Source organism: Aeromicrobium wangtongii (assembly GCF_024584515.1).
Classification (GTDB): domain Bacteria; phylum Actinomycetota; class Actinomycetes; order Propionibacteriales; family Nocardioidaceae; genus Aeromicrobium; species Aeromicrobium wangtongii.
Window position 1 is genome coordinate 3,193,727 of record NZ_CP102173.1, and the last position, 17,549, is coordinate 3,211,275.

A 17,549-nucleotide genomic window follows, 5' to 3' on the forward strand; every position below is an offset into this window, starting at 1 on the left:
GCAGCGAGGTGGGGTCAGCCGAGGCGGGTGACGACGGTGTCGCACAGCTCCTGCAGTGCCGAGCGTGCGGGAGAGTCCGGGAGCTTGGCCAGCAGGACGCTCGCGGCATCGGCCTCGGCCTGCACATAGGCGCGCGCCTCGGTCATCGCCGGGTGGGCGCGCAGCAGCGTGAGCGCCTCGGCGTGCTCGTCGTCATCGGTCAGCGGTTTGGACAGCAGCGACCGCAGCCGCGCGTCGGCCGGATCGGTCGAGCGCAGCGCGATGAGCGTGGGCAGCGTCGGGACGCCTTCGCGAAGATCGGTGCCCGGCGTCTTGCCCGAGTCGCCGGTCTCGCTGGCGACGTCGATGATGTCATCGGCCAGCTGGAAGGCAGCGCCGATGCGCTCGCCGAACTCGGTGAGCGTCACCTGGACGTCCTCGGGGGCGCCGGCCATCATGGCACCGAACCGGGCGGAGGTCGCGATCAGCGAGCCGGTCTTGTCCGCGACCACGGAGAGGTAGTGCGCCAGGGCGTCCTCGTCGGCGTCGGGCCCGATCGTCTCGCGGATCTGCCCCTGCACCAGACGTGAGAACGTGCGCGCCTGGATGCGCACCGCATCGGTGCCGAGGTCGGACACCAGGTCGGATGCCTGGGCGAAGAGATAGTCGCCGACCAGGATCGCCACCGAGTTGTCCCAGCGCGAGTTGGCGCTCGGGGCACCCCGGCGCAACGGGGCCTCGTCCATGACGTCGTCGTGGTAGAGCGTCGCCAGGTGCGTCAGCTCCACGACGACGGCGGCTCGAGCCACCTCCGCGCGGGACGGGTCGCCGAACTCCGCGCTCAGCATCACCAGCAGCGGGCGGAACCGCTTGCCACCGGCATTGAGCAGGTGGGCGGCTGCCTCGGCCACGAACGGCGAGGACGAGTCGACTGCCGCGGTCAGCTGCGACTCGACCGCATCCACCCCCGCGAGAACTCGGCTCTCGAGGGCAGTGTCGGCGAACGAGACACCCAGAGTGGACACGCAGAGCTCCTAGAGAAACGGTTCAGCGCACGAATGCGCCCGCATGCTGCGCGAGGTCCAGCACCGGTCCCGGAATGATACCGAGTCCGACCGTGCCCAACACAGCGACGACGATCACCACGGTAGTCAGCGCGCTGGGCACGGCGACCGTCGGGCCGTCGCCGACCGGATCGGTGAAGAACATCAGCACGATGACCCGCACGTAGAAGTAGGCCGCCAGTGCGCTGATCAGCACGCCGATGACCACGAGCCACCAGAAGCCGCCGGAGTACGCGGCGCTGAAGACGCCCCACTTGCCGATGAAGCCGCCGGTCAGCGGGATGCCTGCGAACGACAGCATGAACACCGCGAACGAGCCCGCCAGCCACGGCGAGGTCCTGCCCAGACCTGCCCACTTCGACAGGTGGGTCGTCTCGCCACCGGAGTCACGCACCAGCGTGACGACGGCGAAGGCGCCGATGGACGACAGCCCGTAGACCGCGAGGTAGAACAGGACACTGGACACCGAGGTGATGCGGTCGGAACCGGCGACGCCCGCGTAGACGCCGACGAACCCGACCAGCAGGAAGCCCGCGTGGGCGATCGAGGAGTAGGCCAGCATCCGCTTGACGTCGGTCTGCGAGATCGACACGACGGCGCCCAGGAACATCGTGATGATCGCGATGGCCACGATCATGGGACGCCAGTCCCACGACGATCCGCCGAAGGCCACGAAGAACACCCGCAGCAGCGCGAGGAAGGCCGCCGCCTTGGTGCCGGCGGCCATGAAGGCGGTCACCGGCGTCGGGGCGCCCTGGTAGACATCGGGTGTCCACGTGTGGAACGGGGCGGCGCCGATCTTGAACAGCAGCCCGACCGCGATGAGCGCGGTCGCCGCGAGCAGCATGTTCTCGCCGCCGGTGCGGTTGGTGACGGCCCGGTCGATCGCCGCCAGGTCGAAGCTGCCGGAGTAGCCATAGGCCAGCGCGATGCCGTACAGGAAGAACACCGACGAGAACGCCCCGAGCAGGAAGTACTTGAGCGCGGCCTCCTGGCTCAGCAGGCGACGTCGGCGGGCCAGCCCGCACAGCAGGTACAGCGGCAGCGACAGGACCTCGAGCGCGACGAACATCGTCAGCAGGTCGTTCGCCGTGGCGAACAGCATCATGCCGACCAGCGCGAACAGGGCGAGCGGGAAGATCTCGCTGTGCTCGACGCGCAGCTTGACCGCCTCGGCCTCTGCCGCGGACCCGGGCGCGTCCGCAGCACGTCCGGTGAAGGCGCTCATGCCGCCCTCGAGCCGGCGCTCGGCGAACAGCATCATGCTGAGCAGCCCGAAGACCAGCAGGCTGCCCCACGCGAAGACGCCCGGTCCGTCGATCGACAGGGCGCCCTCGGCGGCCACCTGACCGCGAGCCTGCAGCGCGGCCTCGATCCGGTCCAGGTCGTTGTAGACCAGGACGGTGTCGACGATCGCGGCCACGATCGCGACGACCGCCAGACCGGTCTGCACCACGAACCTGGAACCCCGGGGCCAGAACGCCTCGACGACGACGCCGAGCACTGCGGCCCCGGCGATGATGAACAGCGGGCCCAGCAGCGAGTACTGGATCTCGGGCGCGGCGATGGGCGGCAGATCGGCCGACAACAACGACGTGATCATCAGTGCCCCCCTTCTTCGTGGCCGGTCGACTCGGTGGTGCCGGCGTCGATCGGTGTGGGTGTCTTCGGCGCCGGGTCACCCTTGCCGATGTGGCTGACCACCGTGTCGATCGCGGGGTTGATGGCGTTGAGCACGGGCTGCGGGAAGAAGCCGAGCCCGATGATGAGCATGATCGCGGGGGTCAGCGCCGCGATCTCCAGCGGACGCAGCTCGGTGACCCCCTCGGCGCCCGGAGCCAGCGGTCCGGTCATCGTGCGCTGGTACATGATCAGGACGTACAGCGCCGCCAGCACGATGCCGAGCGTCGCGAACACCGCTGCGGGAATCGACACCGTGAACGTGCCGGCGAGCACCAGGAACTCCGAGACGAACGGCGCCAGCCCCGGCAACGACAGGCTGGACAGGCCCGCGATCAGCAGGACGCCCGACATGATCGGCGCGATCTTCTGCACGCCACCGAAGTCGGAGATCCGCGCCGAGCCGCGCCGCGCGATCATGACGCCGGTGACCAGGAACAGGGCGGCCGTGGAGAGGCCGTGGTTGAACATGTACAGCGTGGAGCCGGCCATCGAGGTCGACGTGAACGCGAAGATGCCCAGGATGATGAAGCCGAAGTGCGACACCGAGGTGAAGGCGACGAGCCGGCGGATGTCGTCCTGCCCGATCGCCAGCAGCGCGCCGTAGATGATGCTGATCACCGCGAGCGTGATGATGACCGGGCTCGCCCAGTCGGCCGCCTCGGGGAACAGGTTCAGGCACCAGGTGATCATGCCGAACGTGCCGATCTTGTCCACGACACTGACCATCAGCACCGAGGTGCCCGGGGTCGCCTGACCCGCGGCGTCCGGCAGCCAGGTGTGCAGCGGCCACAGCGGCGCCTTGATCGCGAACGCCGCCATGAAGCCCAGGAACAGCAGTCGCTCGGTGTTCTGGCCCAGGTCGAGCTCCTTGAGATCGGTCAGCAGGTACGACGCGTCCCCCTGACGGGCGCTGACGACGTACAGGCCCACGATCGCGGCGAGCATCAGCAGGCCACCGACCAGGTTGTAGATCAAGAACTTGACCGCCGCGTAGGACCTGTTGCCTCCCCCGAACGTTCCGATCAGGAAGTACAGCGGGATCAGCGTCGCCTCGAACAGGACGTAGAACAAGAAGACATCGGTCGCGATGAATGCGCCGATCGCCAGACCCTCGACGGCGAGCATCCAGGCGAAGTAGGCGTTGACGCCCCGCGGATCGGGGAGCCGGTCGTCGAAGGAGGCCAGGATGACGATCGGCACCAGGATCGTGGTCAGCAGCACCAGCGTGATCGCGATGCCGTTGACGCCGACCGCGTAGTGCGCGCCGAAGGCCTTGATCCAGGTGTGCTCCTGGGTCAGCTGGTACCCACCGGACGTCGGCTCGTACTTGGCCAGCACGACCAGCGACAACGCCAGCGTGATCAGCGAGACGCCGAGGGCGATCACCTTGGCGGGCAGGTGATCGGTCGTGCCGCGTGGCACGAGGGCGAGGATCAGCGCGCCCGCGATCGGGGTCGCGGCCAGGATCGTGAGGATCATGCGAGGTTCACCGCCAGGAGGCACAGGACGACGATGGCGGCGCCACCGAACATCGTGAGGGCATAGGAACGGACGTGGCCGGTCTGCGGCTTGCGCAGGAACTGCGAGGTGTCACCGAGCCGGTCGGCGATCCCGGTCACGAAGCCGTCGACACCCTTGCCGTCGAACCAGACCAGCAACCGGGTGAGGTACCGGGTGGGACGAACGACGAGCGCCTCGTTGATCTCGTTGCCGTACAGCTCGTGGCGGCCGGCCCGGGCGAACACCGACACCGAGCTGTCGGCGGGCGTCTCGGCGGCGATCGGCTCCCGGCTGTAGAAGAACACCGCGCCCAGCACACCGAGCGCGACGACCGCGGTGATGATCAGCGTCAGGACGATGGCCGGCACCGCCAGCTCGTGGTGCTCGGCCTCCCCGACGACCGGCTCCAGCCAGTCCACGATCCAGTCACCCAGCAGCAGGACACCACCGACGGCCGACAGCGCGGCGAGCGCGATCAGCGGCCAGGTCATGACCCGCGGCGACTCGTGCGGGTGGACGTCCTCGCGCCAGCGTTTGTGCGACAGGAAGGTCATGATCATCAGCCGCGTCATGTAGAACGCCGTGACGCCGGCCCCGAGCAGGGCGCCGAGGCCGACCCACAGGTTCTGCCCGAAGGCGGCCTCGATGATCTTGTCCTTGGACCAGAAGCCGGCGAACGGCGGGACGCCGATGATCGCCAGGTAGCCCAGGGCGAAGGTCGCGAAGGTGATGGGCATCATGTGCCGCAACCCGCCGTAGTGGCGCATGTCGACGTCATCGTCCATGCCGTGCATGACCGATCCGGCGCCGAGGAACATGTTGGCCTTGAAGAAGCCGTGCGTGATCAGGTGGAAGATCGCGAACGCGTAGCCGGCGGGGCCGAGACCCGCGGCCAGCATCATGTAGCCGATCTGGCTCATCGTCGAGCCCGCCAGGGCCTTCTTGATGTCGTCCTTGGCGCAGCCGATCCACGCGCCGGCCAGCAACGTCACCAGGCCGACGACGATGACCGCGGTGCGGGCCACCTCGGAGGCGTCGAAGATCGCGTTGCTGCGCACCACGAGGTAGACGCCCGCGGTGACCATCGTCGCGGCGTGGATCAGCGCGGAGACGGGGGTGGGGCCCTCCATGGCGTCCAGCAGCCAGCTCTGCAGCGGCACCTGGGCCGACTTGCCGCAGGCGCCCAGCAGGAGCAGCAGGCCGAGCGCCGTCGTCACGGTGTCGGTCGCGCCCGGGGCAGCGGCGTTCACCGCCCCGATCGCGGACGTCCCGAACTGCGCGAACATCAGCATGATCGCCAGCGCCATCCCGATGTCACCGACGCGGTTGACCACGAAGGCCTTCTTCGCGGCAGCCGCAGCACTCGGCTTGTGCTGCCAGAACCCGATCAGCAGGTACGACGCGAGGCCGACGCCCTCCCAGCCCAGGAACAGCACCAGGTAGTCGCCGGCCAGCACCAGCGTGAGCATCGCGGCGATGAAGATGTTGAGGTAGGCGAAGAACCGGCGCCGGCGCTCGTCGTGGGCCATGTACCCGATCGAGTACACGTGGATCAGGGTGCCGACGCCGGTGATGAGCAGCACGAACAGCGCCGAGAGCTGGTCGTAGACGAACACCATGTCGACGTGGAAGCGGCCCGCATCGATCCAGGTGAACAGATCGGTGGTTTGGGAGCGGTCCTCGGCGTCACGGCCCATCAGCTGGGCGAACAGGATGACGCCGAGGATGAAGGACGCCGCCGACGCCGCGGTGCCGATGAGGTGGCCGAAGCGGTCGGACTCCTTGCCCCAGACCAGGAGCAGGGCTCCGCTGGCCAGCGGGATGGCGATGAGCAGCCACTGAAGATCGAGCATCGAGTGCGTCCCCTTATGACTTCAGCAGGCTCGCGTCGTCGACGGAGATCGTCCGGCGCGCGCGATAGATGGACACGATGATGGACAGCCCGACGACGACCTCGGCCGCGGCGACGACCATCACGAAGAAGGCGGCCACCTGGCCGTCGAGGTTGCCGTGCTGGCGCGAGAAGGACACGAAGGCCAGGTTCGTCGCGTTGAGCATCAGCTCGATGCACATGAACACGATGATCGCGTTGCGGCGGACCAGGACGCCGACGGCGCCGATCGTGAACAGGATCAGCGACAGGGTGATGTACTCGGTCACTTCTGCCCTCCCAACGCGTCCGGGTCTTCCTCGGGGGTCAGCTGCTCGACGACCTTGTCGATGTCGTCGTCGAATCCGCTGCGCACCTGGCCGCGCTCGACGATGCTCGGCGAGAGCGAGGACTCCAGCGGCGTGCCGTCCGGCAGCAGGGCCGGGGTGTCCACGGCGTTGTGTCGGGCGAAGACGCCCGGCGTGGCCTGCGGGCCCGGGTGGCGGCCCGACTCGGCGTACTCGCGCATGCGACGCGCGGCGATGTCGGCCTGGGAGAGCCGGGGCGTCAGGCGCTCCTTGTGGGCCAGCACCATCGCGCCGAGGGCTGCGGTGATGAGCAGCGCGCTCGTGAACTCGAAGGCCAGCACGTACTTGCCGAACAGGAGCTCGGCCAGGCCGTACGGATTGCCGTTGGCGTTGGCGCCCTTCAGGCCGACGACCGCGCCCGACACCGTCTGACCGATCGCCAGCACCGCCGTGATGCCGAAGAGCAGGCCCACCACTGCCGCGAAGAAACGCTGACCGGCGATCGTCTCGCGGATCGCGTCGGAGGAGTCGACGCCCACCAGCATCAGGACGAACAGGAACAGCATCATGATCGCGCCGGTGTAGACGATGATCTGCACCGCGAACAGGAACGGTGCGCCCTGCGCGGCGTACAGGATCGCCAGGCTGATCATGACGACGGCCAGGGCCAGCGCCGCGTGGACTGCCTTGCGCGCGAAGATCAGCCCCAGTGCCGCGATCACCATGACCGGGGCCAGGACCCAGAACGCCGTCACTTGTTCTCCCCCGCGCCCGTTGAGCCTGTCGAAACGTCGCCCGTTGAGCCTGTCGAAACGCCCGTTGAGCCTGTCGAAACGTCGCCCGGCGCCCCCTCGGGATTGACCTCGGCGGTCTCGGCCGCGTCCACGGGGAAGATCGGCAGCTGCTTGCCGCGGTAGTAGTCGTGGTGGTCGTCGCTGATCATCATCTCGTGCGGGGGCTCGACCATTCCCGGCAGCAGCGGCGCCAGCAGGTCGTTCTTCTCGTAGATCAGATCGGCCCGGTTGTCGTTCGCCAGCTCGTACTCGTTGGTCATCGTGAGCGCCCGCGTCGGGCAGGCCTCGATGCACAGCCCGCACAGGATGCAGCGCAGGTAGTTGATCTGGTAGACCCGGCCGTACCGCTCGCCGGGGCTGTGCCGGTCGCCGGCGACGTTGGAGGCGCCCTCGACGTAGATCGCATCCGCCGGGCAGGCCCAGGCGCACAGCTCGCAGCCGATGCACTTCTCCAGGCCATCGGGCCAGCGGTTGAGCTGGTGCCGGCCGTGGAAGCGCGGAGCGGTCGGCATCTTGACCTTGGGATACTGCTCGGTCACCGGTTTGCGGAACATCGTCCGGAACGTCACGCCGAAGCCGGCGATGGGGTCCCAGAGGGTCTCCTTGGCGGGGCTGCTCATGACGAGGGGGTCCTCTCGGGGGGAGCTGCGGCGGTGTCGGTGGTCGGTGCGGCCTGGCCGGGCATCGGCGGTACGGGGTAGCCGCCGGCGAAGGCGTCCCACTGTTCGGGCTCGGGCTCCGGATCGGACTTCTTCTCCGGGATGAAGAACGTCAGCAGGACCAGGACGCCCGCCGCGACCGCGATCCACAGCAGGGTCTGCTGGTCGAGCATGTCCTCGCTCTTGAGCTTGCGGATGAAGGCGACCGCGATGATCCAGGCCAGCGAGGCGGGGATCAGGATCTTCCAGCCGAAGCTCATGAACTGGTCGTAGCGCATGCGCGGGAGTGTCCCGCGCAGCCAGACGAAGATGAAGATGAAGAACAACGTCTTGCCGAAGAACCACAGCAGCGGCCAGTAGCCGGTGTTGAAGTAGCCGTCGTTGATCTGCCCGATGCCGAACGGGGCCCGCCAGCCGCCGAGGAACAGCGTCGTCGCCAGCGCCGAGACCGTCACCATGTTGACGTACTCGGCCAGGAAGAACAGCGCGAACTTCAGCGAGGAGTACTCGGTGTGGAAGCCGCCGACCAGCTCGCCCTCGGCCTCGGGCAGGTCGAAGGGCGCGCGGTTGGTCTCGCCGACCATCGCGATGCAGTAGATGACGAAGGACGGGAACAGCGGCACGAAGTACCACAGGTCGCTCTGCGCCGCGACGATCTCGGACGTCGACATCGTGCCGGCGTACATGAACACCGAGACGAACGACAGGCCCATCGCGACCTCGTACGAGATGACCTGCGCGCTGGAGCGCAGGCCACCCAGCAGGGCGTAGATCGAGCCGGACGCCCACCCGGCCAGCACGATGCCGTAGACGCCGACCGAGGTGACCGCCAGGACGTAGAGCACCGCGACCGGGAGATCGGTCAACTGCAGCGGCGTGATGGTGTCGGTGAACGGGATGCGGACCTCGGGTCCGAAGGGGATCACCGCCCACGCCAGGAAGGCCGGGATCGTGGCGAGGATCGGCGCCAGGATGTAGACCAGCTTGTCGGCCGACTTGACGACGATGTCCTCCTTCAGCGCAAGCTTCACGCCGTCGGCGAGGCTCTGCAGCAGGCCGAAGGGGCCGTTGACGTTGGGGCCGACGCGGTGCTGCATGCGGGCCACGACGCGGCGCTCGAACCAGATGTTGAACAGCGTGTAGACCAGCAGGAAGACGAAGATCAGCACCGCCTTCAGCGCCACGACCCAGAAGGCCTCGTGCCCGAACAGATCACTCATGCGCCATCGCCCCTTGAGCCTGCCCCGTCGCCCCTTGAGCCTGCCCCGTCGCCCCTTGAGCCTGTCGAAAGGGAGACCGCATCCCCGAATCCCGCCGCGAGCCTCGCCCGCAGGTTGACCCCCGAGTTGGCCGGCGCCCAGACGACGCCGTCGGGCAGGTCGGCGACCTGGGTCAGGAAGGTCGCGGTGCCGGCCGGCGTCGAGAGCGTCGCCGGACCACCGGGGTCGATGTCGAAGGCCTTCAGCGTCGCCTCGCTGGCCCGCAGCACCGCGGGCCGGGCGGTGGCCTTGTACTGGTCCTGGCCGTCCTGGCCGCGTCCGTCGTCGACCAGCAGGCGCCACGAGTCGAGGACGACCTGCCCCCGGGCGGCTGCACGCGCAGTCGGCGCGACCGAGGGGGCCGGAGCCCGCGCACCGTCCCACGGCCCCAGATCGGCCATGGCCTGCCGGGCGGCGGAGACCGTGCGGAAGCCCAGGGACGTTCCCATCTCCTCGGCGATGCCGGCCAGCACACGGATGTCGGTGAGCGAGCTCGGCTCGTGCAGGACGGCGTCGAACGTCCGCACGCGTCCCTCCCAGCTGATGAACGTGCCCGGCTTCTCGACCACGGGTGCGATCGGGAGGACGACATCGGCCACGGCCGTGACGTCGCTGTGGCGCAGCTCCAGGCTGACCACGAACCCGGCTGCCGCGAGAGCGGCCCGCGCCGCGGCCGGATCGGGCAGGTCGTCGATCTCGACGCCGGCGATGAGCAGGGCCTCGAGGTCGCCGGATGCCGCGGCGGCCAGGATCTGCGACGTGTCGCGACCGGGGGCCGCCGGGATCGTCGGAACTCCCCAGGCGGCCGCCAGGTCGGCACGGGCCTCGGCGTCGTCGAGGGGCCGGCCACCGGGCAGCAGGGTCGGCAGGCATCCGGTCTCGACCGCACCGCGGTCACCGGCACGACGCGGCACCCAGGCCAGGCGTGCACCGGAGCGCTCCGCCGCGGCCACGGCCGCGCTGAACCCGCCGGGCACCGCGGCCAGCCGCTCGCCGACCAGGATGACCGATCCGGCCGGCAGCTCGAGCTCGCTCAGGGCAGCGGGCTCGTCGCCCGGGACGGTCTGCACGAGCTCGCCGGACATCTTGCGCAACCCGCGCGTGGCGTGGCTGGCGATCGCGACGACCTTGACCCCGCGGGTGCGGGCGCCCTTGCGCAGCCGCAGGAAGATGCTGCCGTTCTCGTCCTCGGGCTCGAGGCCCACGAGCACCACGGTGGACGCCCGCTCCAGGTCCGTGAAGCTGACCTCCAGCTGCGTCGCGGCGACGTGGGAGGCCAGGAACGCGGCCTCCTCGGCGGAGTGTGCACGCGCCCGGAAGTCGATGTCATTGGTGCCCAGGACGGTGCGGGCGAACTTGCTGTAGGCGAAGGCGTCCTCAGCCGTCAGGCGTCCACCGGTCAGCACGCCGACCCGGCCGGCCGCCGCGGCCAGGCCACGCCCGGCGACGGCCAGCGCCGCGGGCCAGGAGGCCGGCTCCAGCTCGCCGGTCGCCTGGTTGCGGATCAGCGGCGTCCTGATGCGGTCGGGCTGCATCGCGTAGGTGAAGGCGAAGCGGTCCTTGTCGGTGATCCACTCCTCGTTGACCTCGGGATCGTCGCCCGCGAGGCGTCGCACGACCCGTCCGCGCCGGTGGTCGACCCGGATGGCCGATCCGCTGGAGTCGTGCTCGGCGATCGACGGCACCGAGACCAGGTCGAAGGGACGCGAGCGGAAGCGGTAGTCGGCGCTCGTGAGCGCGCCGACGGGGCAGATCTGGATCGTGTTGCCCGAGAAGTAGGAGCTGAACGGCTCCTCCTCGTAGATGCCGACCTGCTGCTGGGCGCCGCGCTCGATCAGCGCGATGAACGGATCGCCGGCGATCTGCTCGGAGAACCGGGTGCACCGGGCGCACAGGACGCAGCGCTCACGGTCGAGCAGCACCTGCTCGGAGACCTTGACCGGCTTGGGGAACGTGCGTTTGGTCTCGATGAACCGGGACTCGCCCTGGCCGTGCGTCATGGCCTGGTTCTGCAACGGGCACTCGCCGCCCTTGTCACACACCGGGCAGTCCAGTGGATGGTTGATCAGCAGGAACTCCAGATTGCCGCGCTGCGCCTTCTCGGCGACCGGCGACGTCACCTGGGTCTTGACGACCATCCCGTCGGCGACCTCGATCGTGCAGGATGCCTGCGGCTTGGGGAAGCCGCGTCCGTTGCCGGCATCGGTGATGTCGACCAGGCACTGGCGGCACGCCCCGATCGGATCGAGCAGCGGGTGGTCGCAGAAGCGCGGGATCTCGGTGCCGATGACCTCGGCGGCGCGAATCACCAGCGTCCCCTTCGGCACGCTGACCTCGACGTCGTCGATCGTCAGCGTCACCAGCTCGACCGCTTCGCTCCCTGAGCCTGTCGAAGGGACGGTGACAGTCATCAGGAGAGTCCTTTCGACAGGCTCAACGAGCGGTCCGCGAACAGCGTCGAGGCAGCCGGCGGGAAGAGCTCGCGCGACGGTGTGTGCATCCCGGCCTCGAACTCGTCGCGGAAGTGCTGGATCGCCGAGGTGATGGGGCTGGTGGCGCCGTCACCCAGTGCGCAGAACGACCGTCCCAGGATGTTGTCGCACAGGTCGACCAGCAGCTCGATGTCGCCGGGCCTGCCCTGGCCCTCGTCGAGGCGTTGCAGGGTCTGCACGAGCCACCAGGTGCCCTCGCGGCACGGCGTGCACTTGCCACACGACTCGTGCTTGTAGAACTCCGTCCAGCGCAGGACACAGCGCACCACCGAGGTCGTCTGGTCGAAGACCTGCAGGGCGCGGGTGCCGAGCATCGACCCGGCGGCGCCGACGGACTCGTAGTCCAGCGGCATGTCGAGGTGCTCGGCGGTCAGCAGCGGGGTGGACGAGCCCCCGGGCGTCCAGAACTTCAGCTCGCTGCCCTCACGCATGCCGCCGCCCAGCTCGATCAGCTCGCGCAGCGTGATGCCCAGCGGCGCCTCGTACTGCCCGGGCGTCTTGACGTGCCCCGACAGCGAGTAGATGACGTAGCCCTTGGACTTCTCGGTGCCCATCGAGGCGAACCACTCGTGCCCGGCGCGGATGATCGAGGGCACCGACGCGATCGACTCGACATTGTTGATGACCGTGGGGCTGGCGTACAGGCCCTCGACGGCAGGGAACGGCGGGCGCAGGCGGGGCTGGCCGCGGCGGCCCTCCAGCGAGTCGAGCAGCGCCGTCTCCTCGCCGCAGATGTACGCGCCGGCGCCGGCGTGGATGACCAGGTCGATGGTGACGCCGCTGCCCAGGATGTCCTGCCCGAGGTAGCCCGCCGCGTACGCCTCACGGGCAGCGGCGCGCAGCCGGCGGATGACGTGCAGCACCTCGCCGCGCACGTAGATGAAGGCCTGGTTGGCGTTGATCGCGTGCGCCGCGATGATGGCGCCCTCGATCAGTGTGTGCGGCGTGGCCATCATGAACGGGATGTCCTTGCAGGTGCCCGGCTCGGACTCGTCCGCGTTGACCACGAGGTACTTGGGCTTCGGGTTGTCCTGCGGGATGAAGCTCCACTTCATCCCGGTCGGGAACCCGGCACCGCCGCGTCCTCGCAGGCCGGAGTCCTTGACCATGTCCACGATCGCGGCGGGCTGCATCCTCAGCGCCTTCTCGAGCGCCTGGTAGCCACCCGCCTCGCGATAGGCGTCCAACGTCCAGGCACGATCGGTGCCCCACTCGGCGGTCAGGACCGGTGTCAGCGGATCAGTCATCCGAACCCTCCTTGGCGGTGTTGGCCGGGGACTGCTCGATGACGGTCTCCGTCTCGGCGCGGGACGTGTCGGCCTCCGCGGCGGCTCCGGCCTTGGATCCCTCGCTGGTCTCGCCGGACTCGCCGGTCGAGCTTGTCGAGGCCTCGCCGGTCGAGCTTGTCGAGGCCCCGACCGGCGGCGCCGTCCAGCCTCGTTCCTTGGCGATCTGCAGACCGGCCAGCGATGCGCCGGCAGCGGTCGGGCCCTCGTCGACGAGCCCGTCCTCGTACCCGGCGATGACCCGCTCGGCCGCTCGCCAGCTGGTGATCGTCGCGCCCCGGGTCGCCTGGACGGTCTCCCCTGCCCGCAACCGGTCGACCAGGTCGACCGCGGACTCGGGCGTCTGGTTGTCGAAGAACTCCCAGTTGACCGTCATGACGGGCGCGAAGTCGCAGGCCGCATTGCACTCGATGTGCTCGAGCGTGACCATGCCGTCCTCGGTCGTCTCGTCGTTGCCCACGTCCAGGTGGCCCTTGAGCCGCTCGAAGATCAGGTCGCCGCCCATCACCGCGCACAGCGTGTTGGTGCAGACGCCCACGTGGTGCTCGCCCATCGGACGCCGCTTGTACATCGTGTAGAACGTCGCGACGCCGGACACCTCGGCGGCGCTGATGCCCAAGATGGCGGCGCACACCTCGATGCCCTCGTTGGTGACGTTGCCCTCAGCGGACTGCACCAGGTGCAACATCGGCAGCAGCGCGCTGCGAGCTTGCGGATACCGCCCCGCCAGCTCCGCGAGCTCGGCCCGCGTCACGTCAGAAAGCGTCATCGGTCCACCCCGCCCATTACCGGATCGATGCTGGCGATCGCGACGATGACGTCCGAGAGCATCCCGCCCTCGCTCATCACCGAGGTGCCCTGCAGGTTGACGAAGGAGGGATCGCGGAAGTGTGCGCGGTAGGGACGCGTGCCGCCGTCGGACACCAGGTGGCAGCCGATCTCGCCGCGCGGCGCCTCGATCGAGGAGTAGACCTGACCGGTGGGGACCCGGAAGCCCTCGGTGACGATCTTGAAGTGGTGGATCAGGGCTTCCATCGACTCGCCCATGATGTGGCGGATGTGCTCGGCGGAGTTGCCCTGGCCGTCGGCACCGACGCTCAGCTGGGACGGCCAGGCGATCTTCTTGTCGGCGACCATGACGGGCTGGCCCTCCATCAGCGCGAGCCGCTCGATGGCCTGCTCGACGATCTTGATCGATTCCCACATCTCGTCCAGGCGCACCCGGAAGCGTCCGTACGCATCGGGCTCGTCGCGGGTGACGACCTCGAAGTCGTAGGTGTCGTAGCCCCAGTACGGCTGCTTCTTGCGCAGGTCCCAGTCGTAGCCCGTGGCGCGCAGCACCGGACCGGTCAGGCCCAGCGCCAGGCAGCCGGCCAGCTCGAGGTGGCCGACGCCCTTGAGGCGTCCCTTGAAGATCGGGTTGGCGTTGCACAGGGCCGCGTACTCGGGCAGGCGCTTCTTCAGCAGCCGGACCGTCGACCGCAGCTTCTCGATCGCACCTTCCGGCAGGTCCTGGGCGACGCCGCCGGGGCGGATGAAGGCGTGGTTCATGCGCAGGCCGGTGATCATCTCGAACAGGTCCAGGATCAGCTCACGGTCGCGGAATCCGCAGGTCATGACGGTCAGCGCGCCGATCTCCATGCCGCCGGTCGCCAGGCACACCAGGTGCGAGGAGATCCGGTTGAGCTCGAGCAGCAGCACGCGCATCGTCTGCGCCTTCTCGGGAGCCTCGATGCCCAGCAGCTTCTCGACCGCCATGACGTAGGCGGCCTCGTTCGAGAACGGCGCCACGTAGTCCATCCGGGTGCAGAAGGTCACGCCCTGCGTCCAGGTGCGGTACTCCATGTTCTTCTCGATGCCGGTGTGCAGGTAGCCGATGCCGGCGCGCGCATCGCGGACCGTCTCGCCGTCGATCTCCAGGATCAGGCGCAGCACGCCGTGGGTCGAGGGGTGCTGCGGCCCCATGTTGATGACCAGGTGGTCGCCCTCGACCGCCGAGGCGTCGATCGTGTCCCAGTCCTGACCGGTGACGGTAAAGACCGGGCCACCGGCCGACTCGGTGGTGCTCGCGTACGGATCGTTGGTGGTGGTCACGAGTAGCTCCTGCGCTGATCCGGCGGCGGCACGGTCCCGCCCTTGTACTCGACCGGGATGCCGCCCAACGGATAGTCCTTGCGCTGGGGGTGGCCGGGCCAGTCGTCCGGCATGAGGATGCGGGTCAGCCCGGGGTGGCCGTCGAAGACGATGCCGAACATGTCCCACGTCTCCCGCTCCTGCCAGTCGGCGGTCGGGTAGATCGGGACGACGCTGGGCACGTGCGGATCCGCCTCGGGAGCGGTGACCTCCAGACGGATGCGCCGGTTGTGCGTCATCGACAGCAGGTGGTGCACGACGTGCAGCTCGCGCCCGGTCTCGTGCGGGAAGTGCACGCCGCTGACGCTGGAGCAGAACTCGAACCGCAGGACGGGGTCGTTGCGCAGGTGCGTCACGACCTCCAGCAGCTGCGCACGGCGGATGTGGAAGGTGATCTCGCCGCGGTCGACGATGACCTTCTCGACCGCGTCGCCCAGACCCGGCCCAGCAGTGAGGCGGGCGGCGACCTCGTCGAACCAGCCGCCGTACGGCGGCTGGCTGGCACCCGGCATGACAACCGGCCGGGTGAGGCCGCCGAAGCCGCTGGTGTCGCCCGTGCCGTGGGCCCCGAAGGCCCCCTCACGGATCTCGACGACCTCGAGCTGGGTCGTGTCGGAGCGGACCAGCTCGTTCTGCGTCTCGTGCGAGGCGTCCTGGGTCACGGTGCCCGCATCGCGCGCGTCCCGGTCGCCCTTCGGATCGGTCATCGCATGAGCCCTTTCATCGCCGAGGTCGGCGTCGCGAGCAGGGCCGTCTTCTCCTCGGCCTTGATCTGGGCCAGACGGTTGGCGCCGAGCTTCTCGTGCTGGATCGAGTCGTGCAGCTTGAGGATCGCGTCGATCAGCATCTCGGGGCGCGGCGGGCAACCGGGCAGGTACATGTCGACCGGGACGACGTGGTCGACGCCCTGGACGATCGCGTAGTTGTTGAACATCCCACCCGAGCTGGCGCACACCCCCATGGCCAGGACGTACTTCGGTCCGGCCATCTGGTCGTAGATCTGGCGCAGGACGGGGGCCATCTTGTTGCTGACCCGGCCGGCCACGATCATCAGGTCGGCCTGGCGCGGCGAGGGGCGGAAGACCTCCATGCCGAACCGGGACGAGTCGAAGCGCGGCGCGCCGAAGGTCATCATCTCGATCGCGCAGCACGCCAGGCCGAACGTCGCGGGCCAGAACGAGGCCTTGCGCATGTAGCCGGCGAGTCCCTCGACCGTCGACAGCAGGACCCCCGACGGCAGCTTTTCCTCTAGTCCCATTCCAAGCCTCCACGACGCCAGACGTAGGCATAGGCGATGAAGACCGTCGCCATGAACAGGAACATCTCGATCAGGCCGAACCAGCCGAGCGCATCGAAGGCGACGGCGAACGGGTAGAGGAAGATGATCTCGATGTCGAAGACGATGAACAGCATCGCGATGATGAAGTAACGGATCGAGACCTTGCCGCCGCCTTCTGGCAGGGGGCTGGGCTCGATGCCCGACTCGTAGCGGTCGAGCTTGGCCCGGTTGTAACGCTTCGGCCCGGTGAAGGGCGCGATCGCCACGGACCCGATGGCGAACAGGGCAGCCAGTCCGCCCAGCACCAGAATCGGCGTGTAGGCCGTCATGGCACCTCCCGAGACTCGTCCGACGAAGCGAAGAACCTGCATGATCGTGTGCTTGTGAATTGGTTCACAACGTGATCACCGTCTCACCATACGCCCGGTTGGGGTGCGCTGTAACTCAGGTCACACTAAGTCGGCTCTGGCTCTCCGGACAGATGTGTGCCGGGACGCGCGTGGGCGCGCGGAAGTCCACCAGTCGGGGTGGGCCGGGTTCAGGGCTTGGTGGAGTGGTGCAGGGCCACGATGCCCGCCGTGAGGTTGTGCCAGTCGACCTTGCCCCAGCCGGCCTCGACCATGCGCAGCGCCAGGCCCTTCTGGTCGGGCCAGGCGCGGATCGACTCGGCGAGGTACACGTACGACTCGGGATTGGAGGAGACCGCGCGGGCCACCGGCGGCAGGGCCCGCATCAGGTAGTTGGTGTAGATCGCGTCGAACGGGCCCCACGTGGGTGTGCTGAACTCGCACACCACGATGCGTCCGCCCCGCTTGGTCACCCGCAGCATCTCGCGCAGGCCCTCGATGGGGTCGACGATGTTGCGCAGGCCGAACGAGATCGTCACGGCGTCGAAGGTGTTGTCGCCGAACGGCAGCAGCATCCCGTCGCCCGCGGTGAACGGCAGCTCTGGCCGCGCCTGCTTGCCGACCTCGAGCATCCCCATCGAGAAGTCGCACGGCACGACGGTCGCGCCGGCATCGGCGAACGGCTGGCTGGACGTCCCGGTGCCCGCCGCGAGATCGAGGACCAGCTCGCCCGGCTTCGGGGCGACCAGGTCGACGACCCGCTTGCGCCACCGGCGGTCCTGGCCCAGCGAGAGCACGTCATTGGTCAGGTCGTACCTCTTGGCCACCTTGTCGAACATCGTCGCGACGTCGTGGGGCTGCTTGTCCAGACCGGCTCGGCTCACCCGGCTACCTTG

16 protein-coding genes are annotated in these 17,549 nt (G+C 68.7%); all 16 read right to left on the bottom strand.

Going from position 1 to position 17,549, the window contains the following annotated elements:
- Window positions 1-14: 14 nt before the first annotated feature.
- Window positions 15-1,004, bottom strand: coding sequence for a polyprenyl synthetase family protein (locus tag NQV15_RS15720; RefSeq protein WP_232403801.1), 990 nt, complete (start codon window positions 1,002-1,004; stop codon window positions 15-17).
- 22 nt (window positions 1,005-1,026) lie between these two features.
- The gene (gene nuoN, locus NQV15_RS15725) at window positions 1,027-2,646 is read right to left on the bottom strand and encodes an NADH-quinone oxidoreductase subunit NuoN (protein ID WP_232403803.1); all 1,620 of its coding nucleotides are present in this window, start codon (window positions 2,644-2,646) and stop codon (window positions 1,027-1,029) included.
- Window positions 2,646-4,205, bottom strand: a complete 1,560-nt coding sequence (locus tag NQV15_RS15730) for an NADH-quinone oxidoreductase subunit M (RefSeq protein WP_232403805.1) — start codon at window positions 4,203-4,205, stop codon at window positions 2,646-2,648. The genes nuoN and NQV15_RS15730 overlap by 1 nt, the downstream gene beginning before the upstream one ends.
- The gene (gene nuoL, locus NQV15_RS15735) at window positions 4,202-6,079 is read right to left on the bottom strand and encodes an NADH-quinone oxidoreductase subunit L (RefSeq protein ID WP_232403807.1); all 1,878 of its coding nucleotides are present in this window, start codon (window positions 6,077-6,079) and stop codon (window positions 4,202-4,204) included. Before nuoL ends, NQV15_RS15730 begins: the two co-directional genes overlap by 4 nt.
- 13 nt (window positions 6,080-6,092) lie before the next feature.
- Window positions 6,093-6,386, bottom strand: a complete 294-nt coding sequence (gene nuoK, locus NQV15_RS15740) for an NADH-quinone oxidoreductase subunit NuoK (RefSeq protein WP_232403809.1) — start codon at window positions 6,384-6,386, stop codon at window positions 6,093-6,095.
- Window positions 6,383-7,159 (bottom strand): NADH-quinone oxidoreductase subunit J, encoded by a 777-nt coding sequence (locus NQV15_RS15745; RefSeq protein ID WP_232403811.1) that lies wholly within the window; start codon window positions 7,157-7,159, stop codon window positions 6,383-6,385. The genes nuoK and NQV15_RS15745 overlap by 4 nt, the downstream gene beginning before the upstream one ends.
- A complete protein-coding gene (gene nuoI / locus NQV15_RS15750; RefSeq protein WP_232403813.1) occupies window positions 7,156-7,818 on the bottom strand; it encodes an NADH-quinone oxidoreductase subunit NuoI in 663 nt (220 codons plus the stop codon). Before nuoI ends, NQV15_RS15745 begins: the two co-directional genes overlap by 4 nt.
- Complete coding sequence (gene nuoH, locus NQV15_RS15755) at window positions 7,815-9,077, bottom strand: NADH-quinone oxidoreductase subunit NuoH (protein ID WP_232403815.1); 1,263 nt, start codon at window positions 9,075-9,077, stop codon at window positions 7,815-7,817. The genes nuoI and nuoH overlap by 4 nt, the downstream gene beginning before the upstream one ends.
- Window positions 9,074-11,527, bottom strand: coding sequence for an NADH-quinone oxidoreductase subunit G (locus NQV15_RS15760; protein WP_232403817.1), 2,454 nt, complete (start codon window positions 11,525-11,527; stop codon window positions 9,074-9,076). The genes nuoH and NQV15_RS15760 overlap by 4 nt, the downstream gene beginning before the upstream one ends.
- Window positions 11,527-12,855, bottom strand: coding sequence for an NADH-quinone oxidoreductase subunit NuoF (gene nuoF, locus NQV15_RS15765; protein ID WP_232403818.1), 1,329 nt, complete (start codon window positions 12,853-12,855; stop codon window positions 11,527-11,529). Before nuoF ends, NQV15_RS15760 begins: the two co-directional genes overlap by 1 nt.
- Entirely contained in the window at window positions 12,848-13,663 is an 816-nt protein-coding gene (nuoE, locus tag NQV15_RS15770; RefSeq protein WP_232403819.1) for an NADH-quinone oxidoreductase subunit NuoE, read from the bottom strand. Before nuoE ends, nuoF begins: the two co-directional genes overlap by 8 nt.
- The gene (locus tag NQV15_RS15775) at window positions 13,660-14,988 is read right to left on the bottom strand and encodes an NADH-quinone oxidoreductase subunit D (RefSeq protein WP_232403820.1); all 1,329 of its coding nucleotides are present in this window, start codon (window positions 14,986-14,988) and stop codon (window positions 13,660-13,662) included. Before NQV15_RS15775 ends, nuoE begins: the two co-directional genes overlap by 4 nt.
- Complete coding sequence (locus NQV15_RS15780) at window positions 14,985-15,734, bottom strand: NADH-quinone oxidoreductase subunit C (protein WP_232403821.1); 750 nt, start codon at window positions 15,732-15,734, stop codon at window positions 14,985-14,987. The genes NQV15_RS15775 and NQV15_RS15780 overlap by 4 nt, the downstream gene beginning before the upstream one ends.
- A complete protein-coding gene (locus NQV15_RS15785) occupies window positions 15,731-16,285 on the bottom strand; it encodes a NuoB/complex I 20 kDa subunit family protein (protein WP_232403822.1) in 555 nt (184 codons plus the stop codon). Before NQV15_RS15785 ends, NQV15_RS15780 begins: the two co-directional genes overlap by 4 nt.
- The gene (locus NQV15_RS15790) at window positions 16,276-16,635 is read right to left on the bottom strand and encodes an NADH-quinone oxidoreductase subunit A (protein WP_232404012.1); all 360 of its coding nucleotides are present in this window, start codon (window positions 16,633-16,635) and stop codon (window positions 16,276-16,278) included. The genes NQV15_RS15785 and NQV15_RS15790 overlap by 10 nt, the downstream gene beginning before the upstream one ends.
- A 209-nt stretch (window positions 16,636-16,844) precedes the next feature.
- Window positions 16,845-17,537 carry a demethylmenaquinone methyltransferase gene (locus tag NQV15_RS15795; RefSeq protein ID WP_232403823.1) on the bottom strand — a complete coding sequence of 231 codons (693 nt, stop codon included), beginning with the start codon at window positions 17,535-17,537 and terminating at the stop codon, window positions 16,845-16,847.
- Window positions 17,538-17,549 lie beyond the last annotated feature (12 nt).